The sequence below is a fragment of the Pseudomonas sp. PDM31 genome (assembly GCF_019218965.1).
Taxonomy (GTDB): Bacteria; Pseudomonadota; Gammaproteobacteria; order Pseudomonadales; family Pseudomonadaceae; genus Aquipseudomonas.
This window is the reverse complement of the sequence record NZ_JAHUWS010000001.1, coordinates 533,400-555,033: the sequence shown is the minus strand read 5'-3', so window position 1 is coordinate 555,033 and position 21,634 is coordinate 533,400. Positions and strand designations below refer to the sequence as shown.

12 protein-coding genes and 1 pseudogene are annotated in these 21,634 nt (G+C 61.1%); 9 read left to right on the top strand and 4 right to left on the bottom strand.

Annotation, left to right across the window (positions count from 1 at the left end; all coding sequences use genetic code 11):
• Positions 1 to 184 precede the first annotated feature (184 nt).
• The 3 genes from KW839_RS02170 to KW839_RS02160 are packed head-to-tail and all read left to right on the top strand — an operon-like array spanning position 185 to position 3,160.
• Positions 185 to 1,150: a tripartite tricarboxylate transporter substrate binding protein gene (locus KW839_RS02170; RefSeq protein ID WP_218423249.1), complete on the top strand. Its 966-nt coding sequence runs from the start codon at positions 185 to 187 to the stop codon at positions 1,148 to 1,150.
• A 1-nt stretch (position 1,151) separates the two neighbouring features.
• Complete coding sequence (locus KW839_RS02165) at positions 1,152 to 1,637, top strand: tripartite tricarboxylate transporter TctB family protein (protein ID WP_218423248.1); 486 nt, start codon at positions 1,152 to 1,154, stop codon at positions 1,635 to 1,637.
• A gap of 14 nt (positions 1,638 to 1,651) precedes the next feature.
• Positions 1,652 to 3,160, top strand: a complete 1,509-nt coding sequence (locus tag KW839_RS02160; protein ID WP_060540552.1) for a tripartite tricarboxylate transporter permease — start codon at positions 1,652 to 1,654, stop codon at positions 3,158 to 3,160.
• Positions 3,161 to 3,387: 227 nt separating this feature from the next.
• Here the strand turns inward: KW839_RS02160 and KW839_RS02155 are convergent.
• Positions 3,388 to 3,597: pseudogene (locus KW839_RS02155) on the bottom strand (nuclear transport factor 2 family protein); the annotation flags it as partial.
• A gap of 101 nt (positions 3,598 to 3,698) precedes the next feature.
• Here KW839_RS02155 and KW839_RS02150 point away from each other — a divergent pair.
• Positions 3,699 to 4,373, top strand: a complete 675-nt coding sequence (locus KW839_RS02150) for a DUF2238 domain-containing protein (protein WP_218423247.1) — start codon at positions 3,699 to 3,701, stop codon at positions 4,371 to 4,373.
• A 126-nt stretch (positions 4,374 to 4,499) separates the two neighbouring features.
• Complete coding sequence (locus KW839_RS02145; protein ID WP_371318042.1) at positions 4,500 to 6,083, top strand: methyl-accepting chemotaxis protein; 1,584 nt, start codon at positions 4,500 to 4,502, stop codon at positions 6,081 to 6,083.
• 151 nt (positions 6,084 to 6,234) lie between these two features.
• Here the strand turns inward: KW839_RS02145 and ilvD are convergent, their stop codons facing one another.
• Positions 6,235 to 7,917, bottom strand: a complete 1,683-nt coding sequence (ilvD, locus tag KW839_RS02140) for a dihydroxy-acid dehydratase (RefSeq protein ID WP_218423245.1) — start codon at positions 7,915 to 7,917, stop codon at positions 6,235 to 6,237.
• Between the two features lie 381 nt (positions 7,918 to 8,298).
• On the opposite strand from ilvD, the gene mqo reads away from it, so the two are divergent.
• Positions 8,299 to 9,945, top strand: coding sequence for a malate dehydrogenase (quinone) (mqo, locus tag KW839_RS02135; protein ID WP_218423244.1), 1,647 nt, complete (start codon positions 8,299 to 8,301; stop codon positions 9,943 to 9,945).
• A gap of 77 nt (positions 9,946 to 10,022) precedes the next feature.
• Here mqo and KW839_RS02130 read toward each other — a convergent pair whose 3' ends face one another.
• Positions 10,023 to 10,829, bottom strand: a complete 807-nt coding sequence (locus KW839_RS02130) for a glycosyltransferase (protein ID WP_060540557.1) — start codon at positions 10,827 to 10,829, stop codon at positions 10,023 to 10,025.
• A 151-nt stretch (positions 10,830 to 10,980) separates the two neighbouring features.
• Between KW839_RS02130 and KW839_RS02125 the strand changes: the two genes are divergently transcribed.
• Positions 10,981 to 11,430 (top strand): hypothetical protein, encoded by a 450-nt coding sequence (locus tag KW839_RS02125; RefSeq protein WP_218423243.1) that lies wholly within the window; start codon positions 10,981 to 10,983, stop codon positions 11,428 to 11,430.
• A gap of 44 nt (positions 11,431 to 11,474) precedes the next feature.
• On the opposite strand, the gene KW839_RS02120 is transcribed toward KW839_RS02125, so the two are convergent.
• On the bottom strand, positions 11,475 to 11,759 hold the full coding sequence (locus KW839_RS02120; protein ID WP_371318032.1) for a hypothetical protein: 285 nt from the start codon (positions 11,757 to 11,759) through the stop codon (positions 11,475 to 11,477).
• Positions 11,760 to 11,986: 227 nt separating this feature from the next.
• Between KW839_RS02120 and KW839_RS02115 the strand changes: the two genes are divergently transcribed.
• Together KW839_RS02115 and KW839_RS02110 are read left to right on the top strand one after the other, a co-directional pair.
• A complete protein-coding gene (locus KW839_RS02115) occupies positions 11,987 to 13,372 on the top strand; it encodes a PLP-dependent aminotransferase family protein (RefSeq protein WP_218423242.1) in 1,386 nt (461 codons plus the stop codon).
• 652 nt (positions 13,373 to 14,024) lie between these two features.
• Positions 14,025 to 21,539 carry an Ig-like domain-containing protein gene (locus KW839_RS02110; RefSeq protein ID WP_218423241.1) on the top strand — a complete coding sequence of 2,505 codons (7,515 nt, stop codon included), beginning with the start codon at positions 14,025 to 14,027 and terminating at the stop codon, positions 21,537 to 21,539.
• Positions 21,540 to 21,634 lie beyond the last annotated feature (95 nt).

Genomic DNA, 21,634 nt, shown 5'->3' with positions numbered 1-21,634 from the left:
GTTAGGCTATGCCGCAGGGCTTCGGGCATTGTTTTGCTGGAAAGGGACGCAGCTGGCGCGAGCCTCAAACCAACCACCCGCGGATCCATGGCCTAGACTTGTACGCAGGCCAGTGTTCATTGAGCAGATTGTTGTTCCTGATCGACGGACACAGGGCACCCATAAAAACAATCGGGAGATCCCCATGTCCGCTTTGATCCGTCGTTTGAGTCGCGGCCTGGCCGCTGCAATCATCGCTGTCGCGCTCATCGCTCCAGCCTTGGCGCTGGATACCGTCAAGTTCATGGCCCCAGGTTCAGTGGGTGGCGGTTATGACCAGACCGCCCGGGTACTGGGCAAGGCCCTGGTGGAAGCCGGCACGGCCAAGTCAGTTACCTTCGAGAACAAGGGCGGCGCGGGCGGGACCCTGGGGCTGGCGCAATTTGCCAACAGTACCAAGGGCGACCCGAACGCACTGCTGGTGGTCGGTGCGATCATGGTCGCCGGTATCGAGCAGAACAAACCGCAGATCAGCTTGAAGGACGTGACGCCGATTGCCCGTTTGTTCACCGAATACAACGTGATTGCCGTGCGCAAGGAATCTGAATTCAAGACCCTCGATGACCTGATCAAGGCCTTCAAGGCCAACCCGACGAGCATTACTTTTGGGGGTGGCTCCAAGGGCTCGATCGATCACATCGGCATCGCCGAGCTGGCGGGCAAGCTCGACGTGCCGGTCAACAAGGTCAATTACGTGGCCTTCGGTGGCGGCGGTGAAGTGGTGGCCCAGGCCTTGGGGGGCCAGCTCAAGGTCATCACCGGTGGCTACGCCGAGCTGGGCCAGTACATCAAGAGCGGCCAGTTTCGGGTCCTGGCCATCGGTGCGCCCGAGCGCGTTCCCGGGATCGACGCGCCGACGCTCAAAGAGAGCGGCTACGACGTGATCATCGGCAACTGGCGCGGTGTGTACGGCGCTGCGGGCCTGAGCGCCGAACAGCGCAAGGACGTCATCGATGCGGTGGTGGCGGCCAGCAACAGCAAGGTGTGGCAGGACAACGTGCAAACCAACGCCTGGACCCCCAGCGTGTTGACCGGTGACGAGTTCGGCAAATTCGTCGACGAAGAACACGTGCGCCTGCGGGCGATGCTGGTCAAGGTCGGGCTGCTCTGAAATGAGCGGGACCCGTGCAGTGGTACCAGCACAATTAGCGGTTGGCGTCGGTTTGATCGCCCTCAGCGTTGTGCTGGCGATTGGCGCCTGGCGCTTTCCCCCGGAAATGGGCTTCGTCATCCTCGCCGCTTACGTCTACCCCTATGCGGTCGCGGTTTTTTTGGGGGCGGTGGGGCTGTTGCTGAGCTACCAGGCCTGCACCGGCGGCTTTCGCGAGCTGGATAACGATCAGACGAACACCGTGGCCGGGGGCAAGGCCGGGGCGGCCTGGGTCTCGGCCGGGCTGATCGGCGTTGCCTTGCTTATCAATGTCATCGGCTTCGTACTGTCTGCCGGCTTGCTGTTTGCCTGTTCGGCGCGGGGTTTTGGCAGCCGTCATCCGCTGCGGGATCTGGCCATCGGCATGGCGTTGACCTTGCCGATCTACTGGCTGTTCAACGCCGGACTCGGAGTTGCCTTGCCGGCGCTGGTCAATGTCTGGATCTGACAGGAGTTCGACACGTGGACATTCTCGCAAGCCTGGCGATGGGTTTTTCCGCGGCGCTGACGCCGATCAACCTGATGTGGGGCTTCATCGGCTGCCTGCTCGGTACTGCCATCGGCGTGTTGCCGGGAATCGGGCCGGCGTTGACGGTGGCCCTGCTGTTGCCGATCACCGCCAAGGTCGATCCAACCGGGGCCTTGATCATGTTTGCCGGCATCTACTACGGCGCGCAGTTCGGCGGTTCCACGACCTCGATTCTGCTCAATACGCCGGGTGAGTCGTCCTCGATGGTCACGGCGCTGGAAGGCAACCTCATGGCCCGCAATGGCCGAGCAGGTCCGGCCTTGGCTACGGCGGCGATCGGCTCATTTGTCGCCGGCACCATCGCGACGGTCCTGCTGACGTTGTTCGCACCGCTGGTGGCCCGGCTGGCGCTGAATTTCGGCCCGACTGAATACTTCGCCATTCTGGTGCTGTCTTTCACCACGGTGTCGGCGGTGCTCGGCGCCTCGATGCTGCGCGGCTTTGCCTCGCTCGGCATCGGGTTGACCATCGGCCTGATCGGACTGGATTCGACGTCGGGCATTGCCCGCTACACCCTGGGAGTTCCTGAACTGGTGGATGGCATTGAAGTGGTGCTGGTGGCGGTCGGCTTGTTTGCGGTCGGTGAGGCCTTGTACAGCCTGCTGTACCAGACGCCATCCGCGGAAGGCCGGCATCGCCTGACTTCATTGTGGATGACCCGGGCTGACTGGAAGCGCTCGGTTCCGGCCTGGCTGCGCGGCACGCTGATCGGCTTTCCGTTCGGCTCGATACCGGCCGGGGGCGCGGAGATCCCGACCTTTCTGTCGTATTCCGCCGAACGCAAACTCAGCAAGTATCCCAAGGAGTTTTCAGCCAATAAAGGCGAGGGCGCCATCGAGGGGGTCGCCGGCCCGGAAGCGGCCAACAACGCCAGCGCTACCGGGTCACTGGTGCCATTGCTGACCCTGGGCATCCCGACGTCGGCTACCGCGGCGATCCTGCTGGCGGCGTTCCAGAACTACAACCTGCAACCGGGGCCGATGCTCTTCCAGACCTCGGCCGACCTGGTCTGGACCCTGGTGGCGTCGCTGTACATCGGCAACGTCATCCTGCTGGTGCTGAACCTGCCGCTGGTGGGGCTGTGGGTCAAGCTGCTGCAGATTCCCCGGCCTTATCTGAATGCCGGGATTCTGGTGTTCGCCACCATCGGCGTGTACGGCATGCGCCATTCCTCCTTCGACCTGCTGCTGATGTTGGCCATCGGCTGGGGCGGCGTGCTGATGCGGCGCTTCGACTTCCCGGTGGCCCCGGTGATTGTTGGCATGCTGCTGGGGCCCATGGCAGAGAAACAACTGCGCAATGCCTTGTCCATCAGCCAGGGTGACTGGATGGTGTTCGTGACGCAGCCGATCTCGGCGTTTTTCCTCGGGTTGACGTTGTTGGTGCTGGTGATTCCCCATTTGCTGCACGCGCGGGGGATCAAGTTGCATGAGGATGATTGAGCCAGGGGCGAGGTAGCTCGCGATGAGGTTGGCACAGCCAACATCGATGTCGCCTGACAATTTTGTGTCGTACTCAGAGTTAGTGTGCGCTGCAGATCACTGTAGGAGCGAGCATGCTCGCGATGGACTTGGGGACACCGCGCCGATCAGTAAGCACGCGTGATCGTTGACGTCCATCGCGAGCATGCTCGCTCCTACGGGTAATTTGCGGTTGCTTTACGACTGCATCAGAACTTGAACGCCTGCCGTCCTGCCAACAGCCATTTACCGTCCAGCTTTTGCCAGACCTGGAAGTTTTCGATTTCCGTCGGCACCACTTCAGTGCCTTTGAGCGCTTGCGCCGAGAAGTGGTGACGGACCAGCGCGACATCGCCGGAGACGGTGAGGGTCTGGTTTTGCATTTCAAGGGTCTTGAAGGCGCTTTTGCCGGATTCGAGTCATCGTACAACCTGGCGTGAGCTACAGGAAAAAAGCGAACTTGCGTGGCGCGCTTGCCTCGAAGTTAAAAGGAAATGCCCTGACTTCGAGGTATTGCACCATGCAGTCTGACTCGCGTTTACGGCTCGACCTGACCTTTCTCATGGTGTTTTTGCTGGTCGTCGTGGTGTCGGGTTTTGCTCCCCGCAGCCGGGTGGACTGGGCGCTGGAGAACCTGTTGGTGTTATTGCTGGTGGGGACCCTGATAGCGGTTTCTCGCCGGTTTCGCTTGTCTGTAATGTCCATCACGCTGGTGTTTGCGTTTCTGTGCGTGCATGAACTGGGCGCCCATTACACCTATTCCCTGGTGCCTTACGATCGTTGGTCTTCTGCGTGGTTGGGCTTGAGCTTCGACCGGGCGGCCGGTGCCCACCGCAATCACTACGACCGCCTGGTGCACCTGAGCTACGGGCTGCTATTGGCTTATCCGGTGCGCGAAGTCTTGTGGCGACTGACGCCGCTGCGCGGGCTCTGGCTGTTTTTCGTGACCCTGAACATCATCCTTTCGACGTCCGCCGTGTATGAACTGGTGGAATGGATCGGCGGGGCGTACCTGGGTGAAGACACCGGGAAAGCCTTCGTCGGCGCGCAAAACGATCCCTGGGACGCACAAAAGGACATGGCCATCGCAGTCTTCGGCGCATTGGCCAGTTTGCTGCTGGTTTCCCTGCGCGGCGCGACGGAAAAAGCATCGCGGCCTACCGCATGTCACAAAAACACTAATCAGCGGGGATAGCCTTCAATTACCGCTCCGGCCAGCCGATAACCTCTTCAATCGCGACTTTCGCGGTGGGCGAAGCAATCGACCGATGTGCCAGAGGGAAACCCCAAAGTGTCCATAAAACTGCGTTTACTGTTACTGATGGGCACCGGCCTGCTGGCTGCGTTGATCATGAGCATGGTCAGTTACCTGGGAAATAGCGCGATGGCCGGGGCCGTTGACGCCAACGATGTCGGCATGGTCGCCCTGCGCAATCACCTCGAAGCCGACATGATGCACGATGCACTGCGCGCCGATGTGCTGTCGGCGATGCTGGTCGGGCTGGGCAAGAGCAGCAGCAGTAAAGCCGAAGTGCGCAGCTCCATCGAAGAGCACGCCCAGCGGTTTCGCCAGGTGCTGGGTGAAAACCTCAAGCTGGCGGTCAACGAAACCATCAAGGCCGGCCTGAATCAGGTCAAGCCAAGTCTCGACACTTACATCGGCGCCGCCGAGCGTATCGTCGCGTTGGCCCTGGATAACCCGCAAGCGGCACAACAGGAACTGGGTACGTTCAACACGGCGTTCAGCCAGCTGGAAGAGCAGATGGCAGCCCTCAGCGAGCTGATCGAGAACAACACCCGGCAGACCAGCCAAGGCACCCAGCAGGCGATCAGTAGCGCCAATCTCACCCTGGGCGCCGTACTGATTGCCAGCCTGTTGCTGTTGCTTGCGCTGGGACGCTGGGTAATTCCGAGCATCACGGGGCCGTTGCGGGCCGCCAGCCGCATCGCCGACGGCATCGCCCGGGGCAATCTCAACGAGCCGGTTGTCGAAGCCACCGGTCAGGACGAAGCCAGTGCGTTGCTACGCAGCCTGGCAACCATGCAGCGGGATTTGCGCGGCATGATCGAGGTGGTGCGCAGCAACGCCCACGGCGTGAGCGGCATGAGCGAGCAACTGAGCAACGGCTGCCACCAGGTCGCCGGCAGCAGCCAGCAGCAAAGCGCAGCGGCCAGCACCATGGCCGCCGCCGCCAGCGAAATGACCGCGAGCATCGAGGAAATCACCCGGCATGCCCAGCGGGCGCTGAACATGGCCAGTCAGGCCGAGACCCTGGCCAATGATGGCGGCCGGGTAATCCGTCAGGTGGTCACTGACATGGACGGCATCTCCCGTTCGGCGCAGCAATCGGCGCAAGTGATCCGCACCCTGGACAAGGAGTCGGAGGGTATTTTCAACATCATCCAGGTGATCAAGGGCATCGCCGATCAGACCAATCTGCTGGCATTGAACGCTGCCATCGAGGCCGCGCGCGCCGGGGAGCAGGGCCGTGGTTTTGCCGTGGTCGCCGACGAAGTCCGCAGCCTGGCGGGGCGCACCAGCGCCTCGACCCAGGAGATCGCCAGCATGGTCGCGCGCATTCAGCAAAGCACCCGCGAGGCGGTTATCAGCATGGAGGAGGGGGTGGCCCAGGTCGATAAAGGCATGGCCGTGACTGCCGACGTCGAGCGAGCTATCGGTGAAATCCTCGAAGCCACGCTCAACACCACGCAGTTGGTCAACGATATCAGCCGAACGATTGGCGAACAGAGCCTGGCCAGCAACGAAATCGCGCATCAGGTGGAGATGATTGCCGGGATGTCCGAGGGGAACAGCAAGGTGATTGGGCAGACGGCTTTGACCACTGATGAGCTGTCGACGCTTGCGGGTCAGCTGTCGCAATCGGTGGGGCGCTTTCGGTTGTGAGACTTGTGAGGGGGTCAGAAGATTAGAGTTGATAGTGCCGGCCTCTTCGCGAGCAAGCCCGCTCCCACATTCAATCGGGTACTTCAGATAGAAACGCGATCAAATGTGGGAGCGGGCTTGCTCGCGAAGGGGCCAGTTCAGACAGCTGAAATTATAGATATTTATCTGTAACTGCCCCTTCCGAAGCACTCGACACCGTCTTCGCATATTTGGCCAACACCCCACGCTTGTACTTGGATTCAGGCCGCACCCAACGGCTCTTGCGCTCGGCCAGTTCGGCATCCGAGACCGCGACCGTGATCTGCCGGGTTTCTGCGTCGATGGTGATCCTGTCGCCGTTCTCGATCAGCGCGATGGGCCCGCCCTCAAACGCTTCCGGGGTGATATGACCGACCACGAATCCGTGTGAGCCACCAGAGAAACGCCCATCAGTGATCAGCGCCACATCCTTGCCCAACCCCTTGCCCATGACCGCAGACGTCGGCGATAGCATCTCGCGCATACCCGGCCCACCCTTGGGCCCTTCATAGCGAATCACGATGACCTCGCCGGGTTGGACCTCGCCGTTGAGAATGCCCGCCAGCGCACCTTCCTCGCCGTGGTAGACCCGCGCCGTACCTTCAAACCGCAGGCCTTCCTTGCCGGTGATCTTCGCCACGGCGCCGGTGGGCGAGAGGTTGCCGCGCAAAATTACCAGGTGCGAATCCTTTTTGATCGGCTGATCGAAGGGCCGGATCACGTCCTGGCCGACCGGGTAGTCGGGTATGTTTTCGAGGTTTTGCGCCAGGGTCTTGCCGGTGACGGTCAGCACATCGCCATGCAGCATGCCGGCGTCGAGCATGCGTTTCATCAGGGGCTGGATGCCGCCGATGGCTACCAGTTCGCTCATCATGTAGCGGCCGCTGGGGCGCAGGTCGGCGAGCACTGGTGAGACCTTGCCCAGTTCGACGAAATCATCCAGGGTCAGTTCGACATCCACTGCGTTGGCCATGGCCAGCAAGTGCAGCACGGCGTTGGTCGAGCCGGCGAGGGCAATCACTACGCGGATGGCGTTCTCGAAAGCCTTGCGGGTCATGATGTCGCGCGGCTTGAGGTCGAGCTTGAGCAGTTCCATAACCTGCTGCCCGGCGCGGAAACTGTCCGAGGCCTTGTCGCCGCCGATGGCTTCCTGGGAGCTGGAGCCGGGCAGGCTCATGCCCAGCGCTTCGATGGCCGAGGCCATGGTATTGGCGGTGTACATGCCACCGCAGGAACCGGGGCCGGGGATCGCCACTTCCTCGATCTGCTTGACCTGGATCTCGCTGATGTCGCCCCGGGCATGCTGGCCCACGGCTTCGAACACGGAAATGATGTCGGTATGGCCGGCGCCCGGGCGAATGGTCCCGCCGTACACAAAGATCGAAGGGCGATTGAGCCGTGCCATGCCGATCAGGCACCCCGGCATGTTCTTGTCGCAGCCGCCCACGGTGACGAGGCCATCGAAGCCCTCGCAGCCGGCCACCACTTCGATGGAGTCGGCAATCACCTCCCGGGACACCAGCGAATACTTCATGCCCTCGGTGCCGTTGGCGATGCCGTCGGAAATGGTGATGGTGTTGAAGATCACGCCTTTGGCCCCGGCGGCGTTCGCGCCTTTTTCCGCTTCGACGGCCAGCTTGTCGATGTGCATGTTGCACGGCGTGACCATCGCCCAGGTCGAGGCGATGCCGATCTGGGGCTTCTTGAAGTCTTCGTCGGTGAAGCCCACGGCGCGCAACATGGAGCGGGCCGGTGCGGCTTCGACGCCGTCGACCACTTGGGAGGAGTACTTGCGCAGATCGACTTTGTCACTCATGACCTATCCTCACATGCGTCTGTGAAAAAACAGGTTGAGTATAGTGGGCCTGACGCCCACGCCCGGACCAGCAGGTCAGGAACAGACGCGCGGGTTTGCCCTGACGTGATATTATTTGCACTAACTTGGTTTGACTTATTCAGTTTTCCTTTCTTTGAGAGGGGTTAACAGAATCACTGTCGCTCAAGTAGCTGAAGCCAAAAAAGATAAAAAGTCAGTTCAGAAGGGACATATAACTGGGGTCGATGCAGTCCGTCGGCCTTGTGTGCCCACCCTCCAATCGTCATGCGCGAGCAACCACGACATCCTGCCTGAATGCCGTGAAAAAGGGCTCGCGAGTGCAGATGGAAGGGCGGATGGCGTTTATCATAGGTGCTACAGATGTTTAAGAAAGTGAACACGGCCCTCCTGGGGCTGGCCTTGTCGTTGGGGATGACGACCGCCCAGGCCGAAGAAGCCAAGAAAGTCGACGTGCTGCTGATTGGCGGCGGCATCATGAGTGCGACTCTCGGCGTCTGGCTCAATGAGCTGGAACCCGGCACCTCGATGCAGATGCTCGAGCGCCTCGACGGTGTTGCCCAGGAGAGTTCCAACGGCTGGAACAACGCCGGTACCGGTCACTCCGCTCTGGCGGAACTGAACTACACCCCGGAAGACGAGAGCGGCAAAGTCTCGATCCCCAAGGCGGTGGAAATCAACGAAGCGTTCCAGATCTCCCGTCAGTTCTGGGCCTGGCAGGTTCAGCAAGGTGTGCTGAAGAACCCGCGTTCGTTCATCAACTCCACGCCGCACATGAGCTTTGTGTGGGGCGACGACAACATCAAGTTCCTGAAAAAGCGCTACGACGCTCTGCAAGCGAGCCCGCTGTTCGCCGGCATGCAGTACTCCGAAGACCCGGCTGTGATTAAGCAGTGGGTGCCGCTGATGATGGAAGGGCGTGACCCGAACCAGAAAGTCGCCGCCACCTGGTCGCCGCTGGGCACCGACGTCAACTTTGGCGAAATCACGCGCCAGTTCGTTGCTCACCTGCAAACGACGCCGAAATTCGACTTGAAGCTGTCCAGCGAAGTGCAGGACATCACCCGCAACGAAGACGGCAGCTGGCACGTCAGCTACAAGAACCTCAAGGACGGCAGCAAATCCGGGACCGACGCGAAGTTCGTGTTCATCGGCGCCGGCGGCGGTGCCCTGCACCTGCTGCAGAAGTCGGGCATTCCTGAAGCCAAGGAGTACGCAGGCTTCCCGGTGGGCGGCTCGTTCCTGGTGACCGAGAACCCGGCCATCGCCGAGCAACACCTGGCCAAGGCCTACGGCAAAGCCTCCGTTGGCGCACCACCCATGTCGGTTCCGCACCTGGACACCCGCGTGCTCGACGGCAAGCGTGTGATTCTGTTTGGCCCGTTCGCGACCTTCAGCACCAAGTTCCTCAAAGAGGGTTCTTACCTGGACCTGCTGACCACTACGACCACGCACAACGTGTGGCCAATGACCAAGGTCGGCATCAAGGAATACCCGCTGGTCGAGTACCTTGCCGGTCAGCTGATGCTGTCGGACGAAGACCGCCTCAACGCCTTGAAAGAGTACTTCCCGAACGCCAAGGCTGAAGACTGGCGCCTGTGGCAGGCCGGCCAGCGCGTGCAGATCATCAAGCGTGATGAAACCGCCGGTGGCGTGCTGAAACTGGGTACCGAAATCGTGGCATCCCAGGACGGCTCCATCGCCGGTCTGCTGGGCGCCTCGCCAGGTGCTTCGACCGCTGCGCCGATCATGCTGACCGTGCTGCAGAAGGTGTTCAAGGACAAGGTCGCGACCCCTGCCTGGCAGGAGAAGCTGCACCAGATCGTGCCTAGCTATGGCACCCAGTTGAACGCCAGCCCCGAGAAGGTTGCGCAAGAGTGGGCTTACACCGCCAAGGTGCTGGAGCTGACTGCGCCGCCGGCGATTGGGCAGGTAGCGGCTCCGGCTGCTGCCCCGGCTGACGCGCCTAAAGCACCGAAAGAAAATGCTGCAAGTGATATGGCTCTGTAACCAGGGGCCCAATCAAAAAGCCCACTGAACCGGTAACGGTCAGTGGGCTTTGTTTTGGGCGTTTGGCGCAAGCCGGCTCAAGACGTTTGAGTGTTCACCGCATCAAAGCGCTTGAGCATGTTGCGGTACATCCGGGTGCGTCGGTGATTGCCGGCGTAGCCGCCCGCGGCCGCGACTGTTCCGGCCTGGACGTGATCCAGGTAGCTGAAGACTTTCCCGGGGGAGAGAAACTCCACCTTGTGGCCAAGTTGCAGCATGCGATCCTGCAGCTCATAACCGGGCACTCGATCATCTATCTGGAAGTGCAGGCCATGCTGTTTGATGAGCCGGCTGTTCCACAGTGTACAAAAGCTCTTCAGGTGGGTTTCCCTGTAGGGTTTTGGCTCTTTCGAACGCAGGCCCAGGGTTAGCTTCAGGCGTCTGTAGTGATGTTTGAACAGGCGGGAACTGAAGCGCCAAAGGGTCCGGAGGGTGCCTCGATTCAGCTGCTCGGTGCAGCCGACCGCGGCGACGTTCGGGTCCCTGGTGCAGTATTTCATCATCATGGCAAACACTTGGGTGTCGTAGATGAAGGTATCGGTGTGCATCAGGAACAGATAGTCGGTGTCGATTCTGGCCAACGCCATGTCCAGCGCCTTGCCGTGGGCAATGTGCCCGGGTTCTTTGGCGGGGGCGTCGCGTTCGATCAGGTTGATCCATTGGAGTGAACGCAGGTATTCGATACTTTCATCTGCCGAGCCGTTATCAACCACCCAGACCGGGATGTTGGCTTGCTGTACATGCTCAAACAAAAGATCCAGGCAAATTTTGGTCAGGTCGAACGTTTTGTAATTAACCAGGACGATGCTGAAGGGTGGTTTGGGCGATGTATCGTTGGGGCTCATCTTCGAAATACTCGACAATCCAAGAGTCCCGAAGGGTAACGGGGCAACCTTAGCCCAAGCTTAATTTTCCTTTGCCCGGGCGAGGCGGGCTGGAGTTATTGAGCTATACCAATACTTTCCCTCGCACTTCTTCCATGACTGGAGGTTGTCAATGAATCCCCATATCCCCGTGGCTGTGCTGTTGGTGGCCGCGAGTCTGGCCGGCTGTACCCATTCATCGAACCAGTCGCTGAACCTTCCATTGACCGCTACGTACAGGAATCAAGGTCAGTCGGGGACTACCACGTTGACGGGCGTCGACAAGCAAACCAACTTTGACTTCTACATCAGCGGTGTTCCCTCCGGAACCATTCTGCCTCCGCGCATTTACACCTTCGTCAATAAGGGCTCTTGCCAGCAGCCAGGCACTGTCGCTTATGCCATGAATGACAAGGTCAACGTCCAGAGCGCGGCGGGTGCCAAGGGCTGGAGTTTTTACAGGAGCGCGCCGATTGCGATCGCTGACATGATTTCCCGCAAGTACTCCATCGTCGTGCGTTCGGCTCCGGAGGATGGCAACTTTGATCTTTTCTGCGGCGATGTCGTCAAGACGACGCAGTGAGAACGCTGTTGCAAAGTGTGAGCCGAGTGAGCGGGTAAGGGGGCTTAGCTGTCAGGTTCGCCGCCCACTGCTTTGTCTGCATCGCTCGTGGCGTCCGCTTCCTTTTTCAACGAACCCGACTCGGCACCGGAATTGGAACCTGCAGCTTCCTCACCCTTTTTATCGGCTTTTTCTGCGTTTGACTCAGGGACGTTCGACTGGTTGATTCCGGGAACCTCGTTGGGTGGAAGGGTCGTTTCTTCTACCGGTCTCTGGGTTGCAGAAGCCGAGATCGAGAGGGTCGACAGGAGGCTGGCGAACGCCAGAACAACGATTGTTCTGTTCATCATTTCAGTCTTCCGTGGGTGGGATGTATTGGGTTGGAGGAGTCGCAGGAGGGAAGGTGCCGGGTGGCTGACGAGTGGTGGCCAACAGCTTCTATGTGCGTGCTGCATCTGATCATCAGCAAGATAGAAGACGGTTCTAGTACCATAGTGCTTATATCGAACTGGATATTACATTTTTACGCTTTTCTGGTAATCATGTAATCCCGATTGGTAGTAGTGACGCGATCTTCATGGAAAGTTGGAAAGCGGCCCTTGGCTCAGCTCGCATTGGAGAGTCCAAATACAAAACCCTGGTGCAGACCATCATTCGCGAAATCGAAAATGGGCGGTTTGCAAATAACCAGCGCCTGCCGTCGCAGCGACAGGTCGCCAACGTTTTGGGTATCAGCGTTCAGACCGTGAACAATGCCTATGAGGTGCTGGAGCGTCAGGGGCTGGTGCGGTGTGAAGTCGGTCGTGGCAGCTTTGTCATGCGAAATACCCTTCAACAGATCACCGATGAAATTCTTGAAGCAGCGGAACGCTCCGTGGTGGATCTGTCAATCGCACGCATCATGCAAACTCAGGTTCATGACCGGATCTGGCAGGATACATGCGCTGAACTAAGCACCGAAGAGCAGCAGCCATGGATGTCCTCCCTTCTACCCCGGGCCGGGTTAGAGGTGCACCGCGAGGCGGCCATGGAGTGGGTCAATGGATTGGGCATGCAGGTCGAGCGTGAGAATCTGCTGATAACCAATGGTGCTTCCCAAAGTATTTTTCTGGCCCTGGCATCGATTGCCGGTCCTGAAGACGTCGTGCTTTGCGAAGGGTTGACCAATCACATCGTGATCGGTAACGCCCAGATATTGGGGTTTACGCTCAAGGGGTTGCCGACGGACAGTGACGGCATTGACCCGGATTTCTTCGAGGATATGTGCAGTAACGAGCGCATTACTGCACTGGTGTGTACGCCGAACCTGAACAACCCTACGTCGAGCCTGATGCCCGACGCCCGCCGCCGTGAGATTGCAGCGATCGCACGACGCTTTGGCGTACACATCATCGAAGATGATGTTTATGGACCGCTTGTGGCTCAGTCGCATGTCCGGCCGATCAGTTATTACGCTCCCGAGTTGTCCTTCTACTGCACGAGCATGACCAAGTCGGTAATGGCCGGTCTTCGTATTGGTTGCCTGGTGATGCCCGGGCGTCTGACCCAACGCACGGAAAGTATTTTGCGTGTCAGCACCTGGATGGCCGCGCCCCTGATCGCCGAAATTGCGACGCGCTGGATTCGCGACGGGCGTGCCGACAGCCTGGTGAAGTTGCAACGCAAACTGCTCGGTGAGCGTCAGGCCATGGTCAAGGAGTACCTTGAAGAACACCTGCTCGGTCATCATCTGCAAGCACCTAGCGCCTGGGTAAACATTCCGCCGCAATGGGAAGTGGACGACTTGGTGCGGGCGTTGCGCGCACGGCACATCGCAGTGACGCCGCCAGACCCCTTTCTTGTCCGTGGCATATCCAGGCCTCGAGCGGTTCGGCTGTGCGTCGGCGCCAAATGCACTGACCAGGTATTGCGCAAGGCATTGTCCGACATCCGTGAGGTGTTCGGACAATCGCCAGAACCATGATTCTTGAGGGGGCGGGGCGTGAAATACCCCTCGATAAAGTGAACTAGTACATTCCCTTGTGAGGGTTTTCCGTTTTTATACTCGGACAACACCCTCGGGAGTTGGGATGTGGAAAAGTCGGAGCTGTTGCTTAACGGTATTTGCCTTACTCGTCAGTGTGGCGGGGACTTGTCCAGGCGGCTTAAATGGAATTGTGCCTCGGCGCCAATCAAGGACGGTGATTCAACTCAAACTCCTGCTCGCATGGGGTTTTCCCAGCTTCAAATTTCGCGACGTCAGTCGTTGTCCCTTTTTTATTACATCAAATTCAGTGTTATCGCACCGGGCGAATACCTGCGCTTGACGCGGTGCCGTACTAGCTGTTCGCCATCTTTAGCAGCAGGTGCAACACGAAGCATCTTGGCAGCGAATGTTAATTCGTTCGCCAGCGCACCTGCAGCCGGCCATAAGGCGAGAGGAATAACTAGCTTAAAGAGCAGATCAGGAACACAGGCATTTAAAAAACACGCTCAGAAGTTTTTTGTACATGTACTTGTTCTATTAACCCTGTTCCGTACCGGGCACCACCCAATGACGAGTAGAGCTCTGAAGTAGATCTCGGGATCCTGTTTTTTGGTTGGTCTTCGCAATGTACTAACTAGTTGGAGATCACATGGATATTTCCGCAAAAGCCATTCCTCTCAGCCAACCTGTGACCGCAGGGTCATTCAACGGCGTGGCCGATTCACTGACTGTCACCGAACCCAGTCACGTATTTTTGAACCTGCGGCCCGCGGACATTTCTTCATACAGCCGTGAAGGGTCAGACTTGATCGTCGTCACCGGTGGAGAGTCGGTGCGTATTGCCGGCTTTTACCAGGATAAAGCCGATAGCCAGTTGTACCTGAAGGATGACGAAGGCAACATGTTGCTGGCCGACCTGTCGCCAGCCGCCAGTGACGGTGCGGTATTCGCTCAGTACACCCCGCTCACGGAGGCCTCAACTTTTGAGTCCCTGACTGGCGCCGCCGCTGAGGATGAAGATGGCTTGGCGGGATGGGCTTTGTTGGGGGCCGGAGCGGTGGCCCTCGCCGCCGGACTCAGTTCGGGCGGCGGAGGCGGCGGAGGCGGGGACGATGCACCGCCACCCGCCACGAGCGTGCCCGATACCACGCCTCCGGGCACGCCGACCGCCAGCTTCAATGCAGACGGCAGTGTCATCAGCGGTACAGCTGAGCCGGGTAGCACGGTGGGTGTCGATTTGAATGGTGATGGCACCAGTGATCTCACCACCGTAGTCGGCTCGGATGGCAATTACAGTATTCCCCTGGCTCCGCCGCTGGCCAACGGCGAGACAGTGAACGTGGTTGCGATCGATCCGGCAGGCAATGTCAGCCCGCCCGCCAGCGCCAACGCTCCGGATACCACGCCGCCAGCCATTGCGCAGATCAATGGATTTAACGATGACGTGGGTAGTGTGACGGGCAATCTGGCCGATGGCGCTTCCACGGACGATACAATGCCCACGCTGACCGGCAGGGGGGATGTCGGCACTACCGTGCGTGTCTATGTTGACGATACATTGCTGGGCACAGCTTTAGTCGACTCCAACGGCGATTGGAGTTTCACCCCGACAGCGCCTTTGGGCGCGGGCGTGCATCATTTCGAAGTCACCAGCGTGGATGCGGCGGGTAACGAGTCGCTCGAAAGTGCGCCGTACTCCATCACCATCGACACTACGGCTCCGACCGCACCCGTGGTCAATCCCACCAATGGCACGCTGCTCGCAGGCAGTGGCGAACCCTTGAGTACCATCGCTATCGACGTCAACGGCGACGGCGTGGCTGATTACAGTGTCGCTGCCGATGCCGCCGGAAACTGGTCGGTAATACCAGTGCCGGCCCTGGGCGATGGTACTGCTATCAGCGTCACGGCCACCGATGCCGCCGGCAATACCAGCAGCCCCACCGGCGTGGTGGTGGACGCTGACCTGGTCGACAGTATCGCGCCTAGCGCCCCGCTGATCAGTGCGATCATGGACGATGTCGGCAGCGCAACCGGCTCCGTGGCCAACGGCGGCAGCACCGATGACAATTTGCCAACGCTCATGGGTACCGCCGAGGCAGGCAGTACCGTGCACATCTTCCTCGCCGGTGTGCTGCTCGACAGTGTGGTTGCTGATGCGGTCGGTGCCTGGAGCTATACGCTGACGACGCCCTTGGCGAACGCCAACTTCAGTTTTACCGCGACCAGCCAGGACGCGGCGAGCAATGAGTCGGTATCCAGCGCGCCTTACGTGATTACTGTCCAGCATGATCTCAGCGCTGGCGGGTTGTCTGGCAGCGATGCGCCGATCCTGGCGATTCCCGAAGCCGGGGGCGGCGGCATCAATGCCGCCGAACTGGCCAATGGCATTCAGGCGGTAGTCGGGCTGGCCACTGGCACCCAGGTGGGTGATGTCATCACCATCACCACCAACGATGGCACCAGCGACTTAGTCACCACCCACACCGTGACCCAGGCCGATCTCACGAACGGTATCGTCGTGGTGACCCTGACCGGCACCTACGCCGATGGTCACTACACAAGCAGCGCCGTGATCAGCGACTCGGCCGGCAACAGCTCGGCGCCGTCCAGCACGCTGCAGTTCAGCGTCGATGCCACCAGCCCAGGCGGGGTGACGGGCAGCGATGCTCCGACCGTGGCGATTGCCGAGGCCGCAGGCGGCATCAATGCTGCCGAACTGGCCGATGGCATTCAGGCGGTGGTTGGGCTGACCCCCGGTACCCAGGTGGGTGATGTCATCACCCTCACCGCCAATGATGGCACCAACGACGTTGTCACCAGCCACACCGTGACCCAGGCCGACCTCACGGCCGGCAACGTTGCGCTGACCCTGGCGGGCACCTACGCCGATGGCAACTACAGTATCAGCGCCGTGATCAGCGATGCGGCCGGCAACAGTTCGGCGCCGTCCAGCCCACTGCTGTTCAGCGTCGATGCAACTAGCCCTGGCGGGGTGGCGGGCAACGATGCTCCTACCGTGACTATTGCCGAGGCCGGAGGTGGCGGCATCAATGCCGCCGAACTGGCCGATGGCATTCAGGCGGTGGTCGGGCTCACTCCTGGCACTCAGGCAGGTGATGTGATCACCCTCACCGCCAATGATGGCACCAACGACATTGTTACCAGCCACACCGTGACCCAGGCCGACCTCACGGCCGGCAACGTGGCGGTGACCCTGGCCGGTAGCTACGCCGATGGCGACTACAGTATCAGCGCCGTGATCAGCGATGCGGCCGGCAACGGCTCGGCGCCGTCCAGCCCGCTGCAGTTCAGCGTCGATGCCACCAGCCCAGGCGGGGTGACGGGCAGCGATGCTCCGACCGTGGCGATTGCCGAGGCCGCAGGCGGCATCAATGCCGCCGAACTGGCCGATGGCATCCAGGCGGTGGTCGGGTTGACTCCCGGTACCCAGGTGGGTGATGTCATCACCCTCACCGCCAATGATGGCACCAACGACGTTGTCACCAGCCACACCGTGACCCAGGCCGACCTCACGGCCGGCAACGTTGCGCTGACCCTGGCGGGCACCTACGCCGATGGCAACTACAGTATCAGCGCCGTGATCAGCGATGCGGCCGGCAACAGTTCGGCGCCGTCCAGCCCACTGCTGTTCAGCGTCGATGCAACCAGCCCTGGCGGGGTGGCGGGCAACGATGCTCCTACCGTGACTATTGCCGAGGCCGGAGGTGGTGGCATCAATGCCGCCGAACTGGCCGATGGCATTCAGGCGGTGGTCGGGCTCACTCCTGGCACTCAGGCAGGTGATGTGATCACCCTCACCGCCAATGATGGCACCAACGACATTGTTACCAGCCACACCGTGACCCAGGCCGACCTCACGGCCGGCAACGTGGCGGTGACCCTGGCCGGTAGCTACGCCGATGGCGACTACAGTATCAGCGCCGTGATCAGCGACGCGGCCGGCAATAGCTCGGCACCGTCCAGCCCACTGCTGTTCAGCGTCGATGCCACCAGCCCTGGCGGGGTGACGGGCACCGATGCTCCGACCGTGGCGATTGCCGAGGCCGCAGGCGGCATCAATGCCGCCGAACTGGCCGACGGCATTCAGGCGGTGGTTGGGCTGACCCCCGGTACCCAGGTGGGTGATGTCATCACCCTCACCGCCAATGATGGCACCAACGACGTTGTCACCAGCCACACCGTGACCCAGGCCGACCTCACGGCCGGCAATGTGGCGGTGACCCTGGCGGGCACCTACGCCGATGGCAACTACAGTATCAGCGCCGTGATCAGCGATGCGGCCGGTAACAGCTCGGCGCCGTCCGGCCCACTGCTGTTCAGCGTCGATGCAACCAGCCCTGGCGGGGTGGCGGGCAACGATGCTCCTACCGTGACTATTGCCGAGGCCGGAGGTGGTGGCATCAATGCCGCCGAACTGGCCGATGGCATTCAGGCGGTGGTCGGGCTCACTCCTGGCACTCAGGCAGGTGATGTCATCACCCTCACCGCCAATGATGGCACCAGCGACTTCGTCACCAGCCACACGGTGACCCAGGCCGACCTCACGGCCGGCAACGTGGCGGTGACCCTGGCCGGTAGCTACGCCGATGGCGACTACAGTATCAGCGCCGTGATCAGCGACGCGGCCGGCAATAGCTCGGCACCGTCCAGCCCACTGCTGTTCAGCGTCGATGGCACCAGCCCTGGCGGGGTGACGGGCACCGATGCTCCGACCGTGGCGATTGCCGAGGCCGCAGGCGGCATCAATGCTGCCGAACTGGCCGACGGCATTCAGGCGGTGGTCGGGTTGACTCCCGGCACCCAGTTGGGTGACGTGATCACCCTCACTGCCAACGATGGCACCAGCAACTTCGTCACCACCCACATCGTGATCCAGGCTGACCTCACGGCCGGCAACGTCGCGGTGACCCTGGCGGGCACCTACGCCGATGGCAACTACAGTATCAGCGCCGTGATCAGCGATGCGGCCGGCAACAGTTCGGCGCCGTCCAGCCCACTGCTGTTCACGGTTGATGCCTTCCAACCTGGCGGGGTGACGGGCACCGATGCCCCGACCCTGGCGATTGCCGAGGCCGCCGGCGGCATCAATGCCGGCGAACTGGCCGATGGCATCCAGACTGTGGTCGGGTTGACCCCCGACACCCAGGCGGGTGATGTGATAACCATCACCGTCAATGATGGCACCAGCGATTTCATCACTACCCACACCGTGACCCTGGCCGAGCTCACGGCCGGCACCGCCGCGGTGACGCTGGCGGGCACCTACGCCGATGGTGACTACACAACCAGCGCCGTGATCAGCGACGCGGCCGGCAACGTCTCGGCTGCGTCCAGCCCGCTGCTGTTCAGCGTCGATGCCACCAGCCCTGGCGGGGTGACGGGCACCGATTCCCCGACCCTGGCGATTGCCGAAGCCGCGGGAGGCATCAATGCCGGCGAACTGGCCGATGGCATCCAGGCAGTGGTCGGGCTGACCGCCGACACCCAGGAAGGTGACGTGATCACCATCACCGCCAACGATGGTACCAACGACTTTGTCACCACCCACACGGTGACCCTGGCCGAGCTCACGGCCGGCACCGCGGCGGTGACGCTGGCGGGCACCTACGCTGATGGCGACTACACAACCAGCGCCGTGATCAGCGACGCGGCCGGCAACGTCTCGGCTGCGTCCAGCCCACTGCTGTTCAGCGTCGATGCCACCAGCCCTGGCGGGGTGACGGGCAACGATGCCCCGACCCTGGCGATTGCCGAAGCCGCGGGAGGCATCAATGCCGGCGAACTGGCCGATGGCATTCAGGCAGTGGTCGGGTTGACCCCCGACACCCAGGAAGGTGATGTAATCACCATCACCGCCAACGATGGCATCAATAACTTTGTCACCACCCACACCGTGACCCTGGCCGAGCTCACGGCCGGCAGCGCCGCAGTGACGCTGGCGGGCACCTACGCTGATGGCGACTACACATCCAGCGCCGTGATCAGCGACGCGGCCGGCAACGTCTCGGCTGCGTCCAGCCCGCTGCTGTTCAGCGTCGATGCCACCAGCCCTGGCGGGGTGACGGGCACCGATTCCCCGACCCTGGCGATTGCCGAAGCCGCGGGAGGCATCAATGCCGGCGAACTGGCCGATGGCATTCAGGCAGTGGTCGGGTTGACCCCCGACACCCAGGAAGGTGACGTGATCACCATCACCGCCAACGATGGTACCAACGACTTTGTCACCACTCACACGGTGACCCTGGCCGAGCTCACGGCCGGCACCGCGGCGGTGACGCTGGCGGGCACCTACGCTGATGGCGACTACACAACCAGCGCCGTGATCAGCGACGCGGCCGGTAACGTCTCGGCTGCGTCCAGCCCACTACTGTTCAGCGTCGATGCCACCAGCCCTGGCGGGGTGACGGGCAACGATGCCCCGACCCTGGCGATTGCCGAAGCCGCGGGAGGCATCAATGCTGGCGAACTGGCCGATGGCATTCAGGCAGTGGTCGGGCTGACCGCCGACACCCAGGAAGGTGACGTGATCACCATCACCGCCAACGATGGTACCAACGACTTTGTCACCACTCACACGGTGACCCTGGCCGAGCTCACGGCCGGCAGCGCCGCAGTGACGCTGGCGGGCACCTACGCTGATGGCGACTACACATCCAGCGCCGTGATCAGCGACGCGGCGGGAAACAGCTCGGCGCCGTCCAGCTCACTGCCATTTACCGTCGATGCCACCAGCCCTGGTGGGGCGACGGGCACCGCTGCCCCGACCCTGGCGATTGCCGAAGCCGCCGGCGGCATCAATGCCGCCGAACTGGCCAATGGCATCCAGGCGGTGGTCGGGCTGACCCCCGGCACCCAGTTGGATGACGTTATCACCATCACCGCTAACGATGGCACCAACGACTTCGTCACCACCCACACCGTGACCCAGGCCGACCTCACGGCCGGCAATGCCGCAGTGAATCTGGCCGGTACCTACGCCGATGGTGACTACACCTCCCGCGCCGTGATCAGTGACGCAGCCGGCAACAGTTCGGCTGCGTCCAACACACTGCCGTTCCGGGTTGAGGCGGTCAACGTTGCACCTAATGCTCAGGCAGACAATACAGCTCTGCTTGGCCTGATAGGCGCTGACGCGCTGAACCTGATTGACTTGAGTTCGCAGGCGTTCAGGGCGGTGGACCGTGATGGCAACCTGACAAGTGTCGTGGTGACGTCTGGCGCGACGCTGGCCTTGGCTGCGCTGCAGCTTGTTGCCTCAAATGCTCTGGCAGCGGAACTGGGGCTGCAGGTCAATATTGTCAACAATCCGGGGCTCTTGGGTATTATTGCACCCACATCGACGCTGACCATTACTGCAATCGACGGCGGAGTCATCGACAACCAATCGATCAACGAACTGCTGGCTACTGTGCACTACGGGCAAGATGTGAGTGTGCTGGCGGCTACTGTTCTCAGTGGCAGCGTCATCACGGCCACGGATAGCAACGGCTTGTCGTCGACCTCAGGACTGGGCGTGTTGGCGGATGCCGATATTCTCAACTCTCAAGGTGACACCAGGATCCAGGAGGGCACGTCGGGCAACGACACGCTGACCGGGACATTGGCAGCCGACCGCCTGTATGGCCACGCTGGCAACGATACCTTGTCGGGTGGCGACGGCAATGACCTGTTGAGAGGCGGCATTGGCGATGACACGCTCAATGGCGATGCCGGGAATGATCTGCTGATAGGGGGGGCCGGTCAGGACACCTTCAATGGCGGAATCGGCAACGACACGATGGTGGTTTCCGATATCACCTTCACCTCTGTGGACGGCGGCGTCGGATTCGATACCCTGGCGCTGGACGGGATCAGCATCAACTTCGATAACCCGGGCCTTGGCACTGTCAGCAATATCGAGAAAATCGACATGGGTACCGGCGATGCTGGCACCACCCTGACCCTGACCGACGCGGCGGTAGACAGCCTGACTGATGCGGATAACCAGCTGTATATCAGCGGGGACGTCTTTGACACCCTGAACATCAGCGGTGCCGTGGCCACCGGCGTGCAAACCACGGTCGGCGATACCACCTATTCGCAATACACATTAGGTGTGAACGATTTGCAGGTAGACACCCATCTGCAGGTGATCGTCTGACGGCGCCGGGCGGAAAGGGGGCTGTCCGGTCGTTCGCCCGGACAGTACTCACCGCTTTGCGTCCACTGTGCCAGTCCCCACAAAGGCCGGGTTTC

Bases quoted from the DNA above. Each gene is read 5' to 3' on its own strand.
- KW839_RS02145 (WP_371318042.1), top strand. From the start codon at position 4,500: ATGGGCACCGGCCTGCTGGCTGCGTTGATCATGAGCATGGTCAGTTAC.
- KW839_RS02170 (WP_218423249.1), top strand. From the start codon at position 185: ATGTCCGCTTTGATCCGTCGTTTGAGTCGCGGCCTGGCCGCTGCAATC.
- KW839_RS02150 (WP_218423247.1), top strand. From the start codon at position 3,699: ATGCAGTCTGACTCGCGTTTACGGCTCGACCTGACCTTTCTCATGGTG.
- KW839_RS02125 (WP_218423243.1), top strand. From the start codon at position 10,981: ATGAATCCCCATATCCCCGTGGCTGTGCTGTTGGTGGCCGCGAGTCTG.
- KW839_RS02110 (WP_218423241.1), top strand. From the start codon at position 14,025: ATGGATATTTCCGCAAAAGCCATTCCTCTCAGCCAACCTGTGACCGCA.
- KW839_RS02115 (WP_218423242.1), top strand. From the start codon at position 11,987: ATGGAAAGTTGGAAAGCGGCCCTTGGCTCAGCTCGCATTGGAGAGTCC.
- KW839_RS02120 (WP_371318032.1), bottom strand. From the start codon at position 11,759: ATGATGAACAGAACAATCGTTGTTCTGGCGTTCGCCAGCCTCCTGTCG.
- KW839_RS02165 (WP_218423248.1), top strand. From the start codon at position 1,152: ATGAGCGGGACCCGTGCAGTGGTACCAGCACAATTAGCGGTTGGCGTC.
- ilvD (WP_218423245.1), bottom strand. From the start codon at position 7,917: ATGAGTGACAAAGTCGATCTGCGCAAGTACTCCTCCCAAGTGGTCGAC.
- mqo (WP_218423244.1), top strand. From the start codon at position 8,299: ATGTTTAAGAAAGTGAACACGGCCCTCCTGGGGCTGGCCTTGTCGTTG.
- KW839_RS02130 (WP_060540557.1), bottom strand. From the start codon at position 10,829: ATGAGCCCCAACGATACATCGCCCAAACCACCCTTCAGCATCGTCCTG.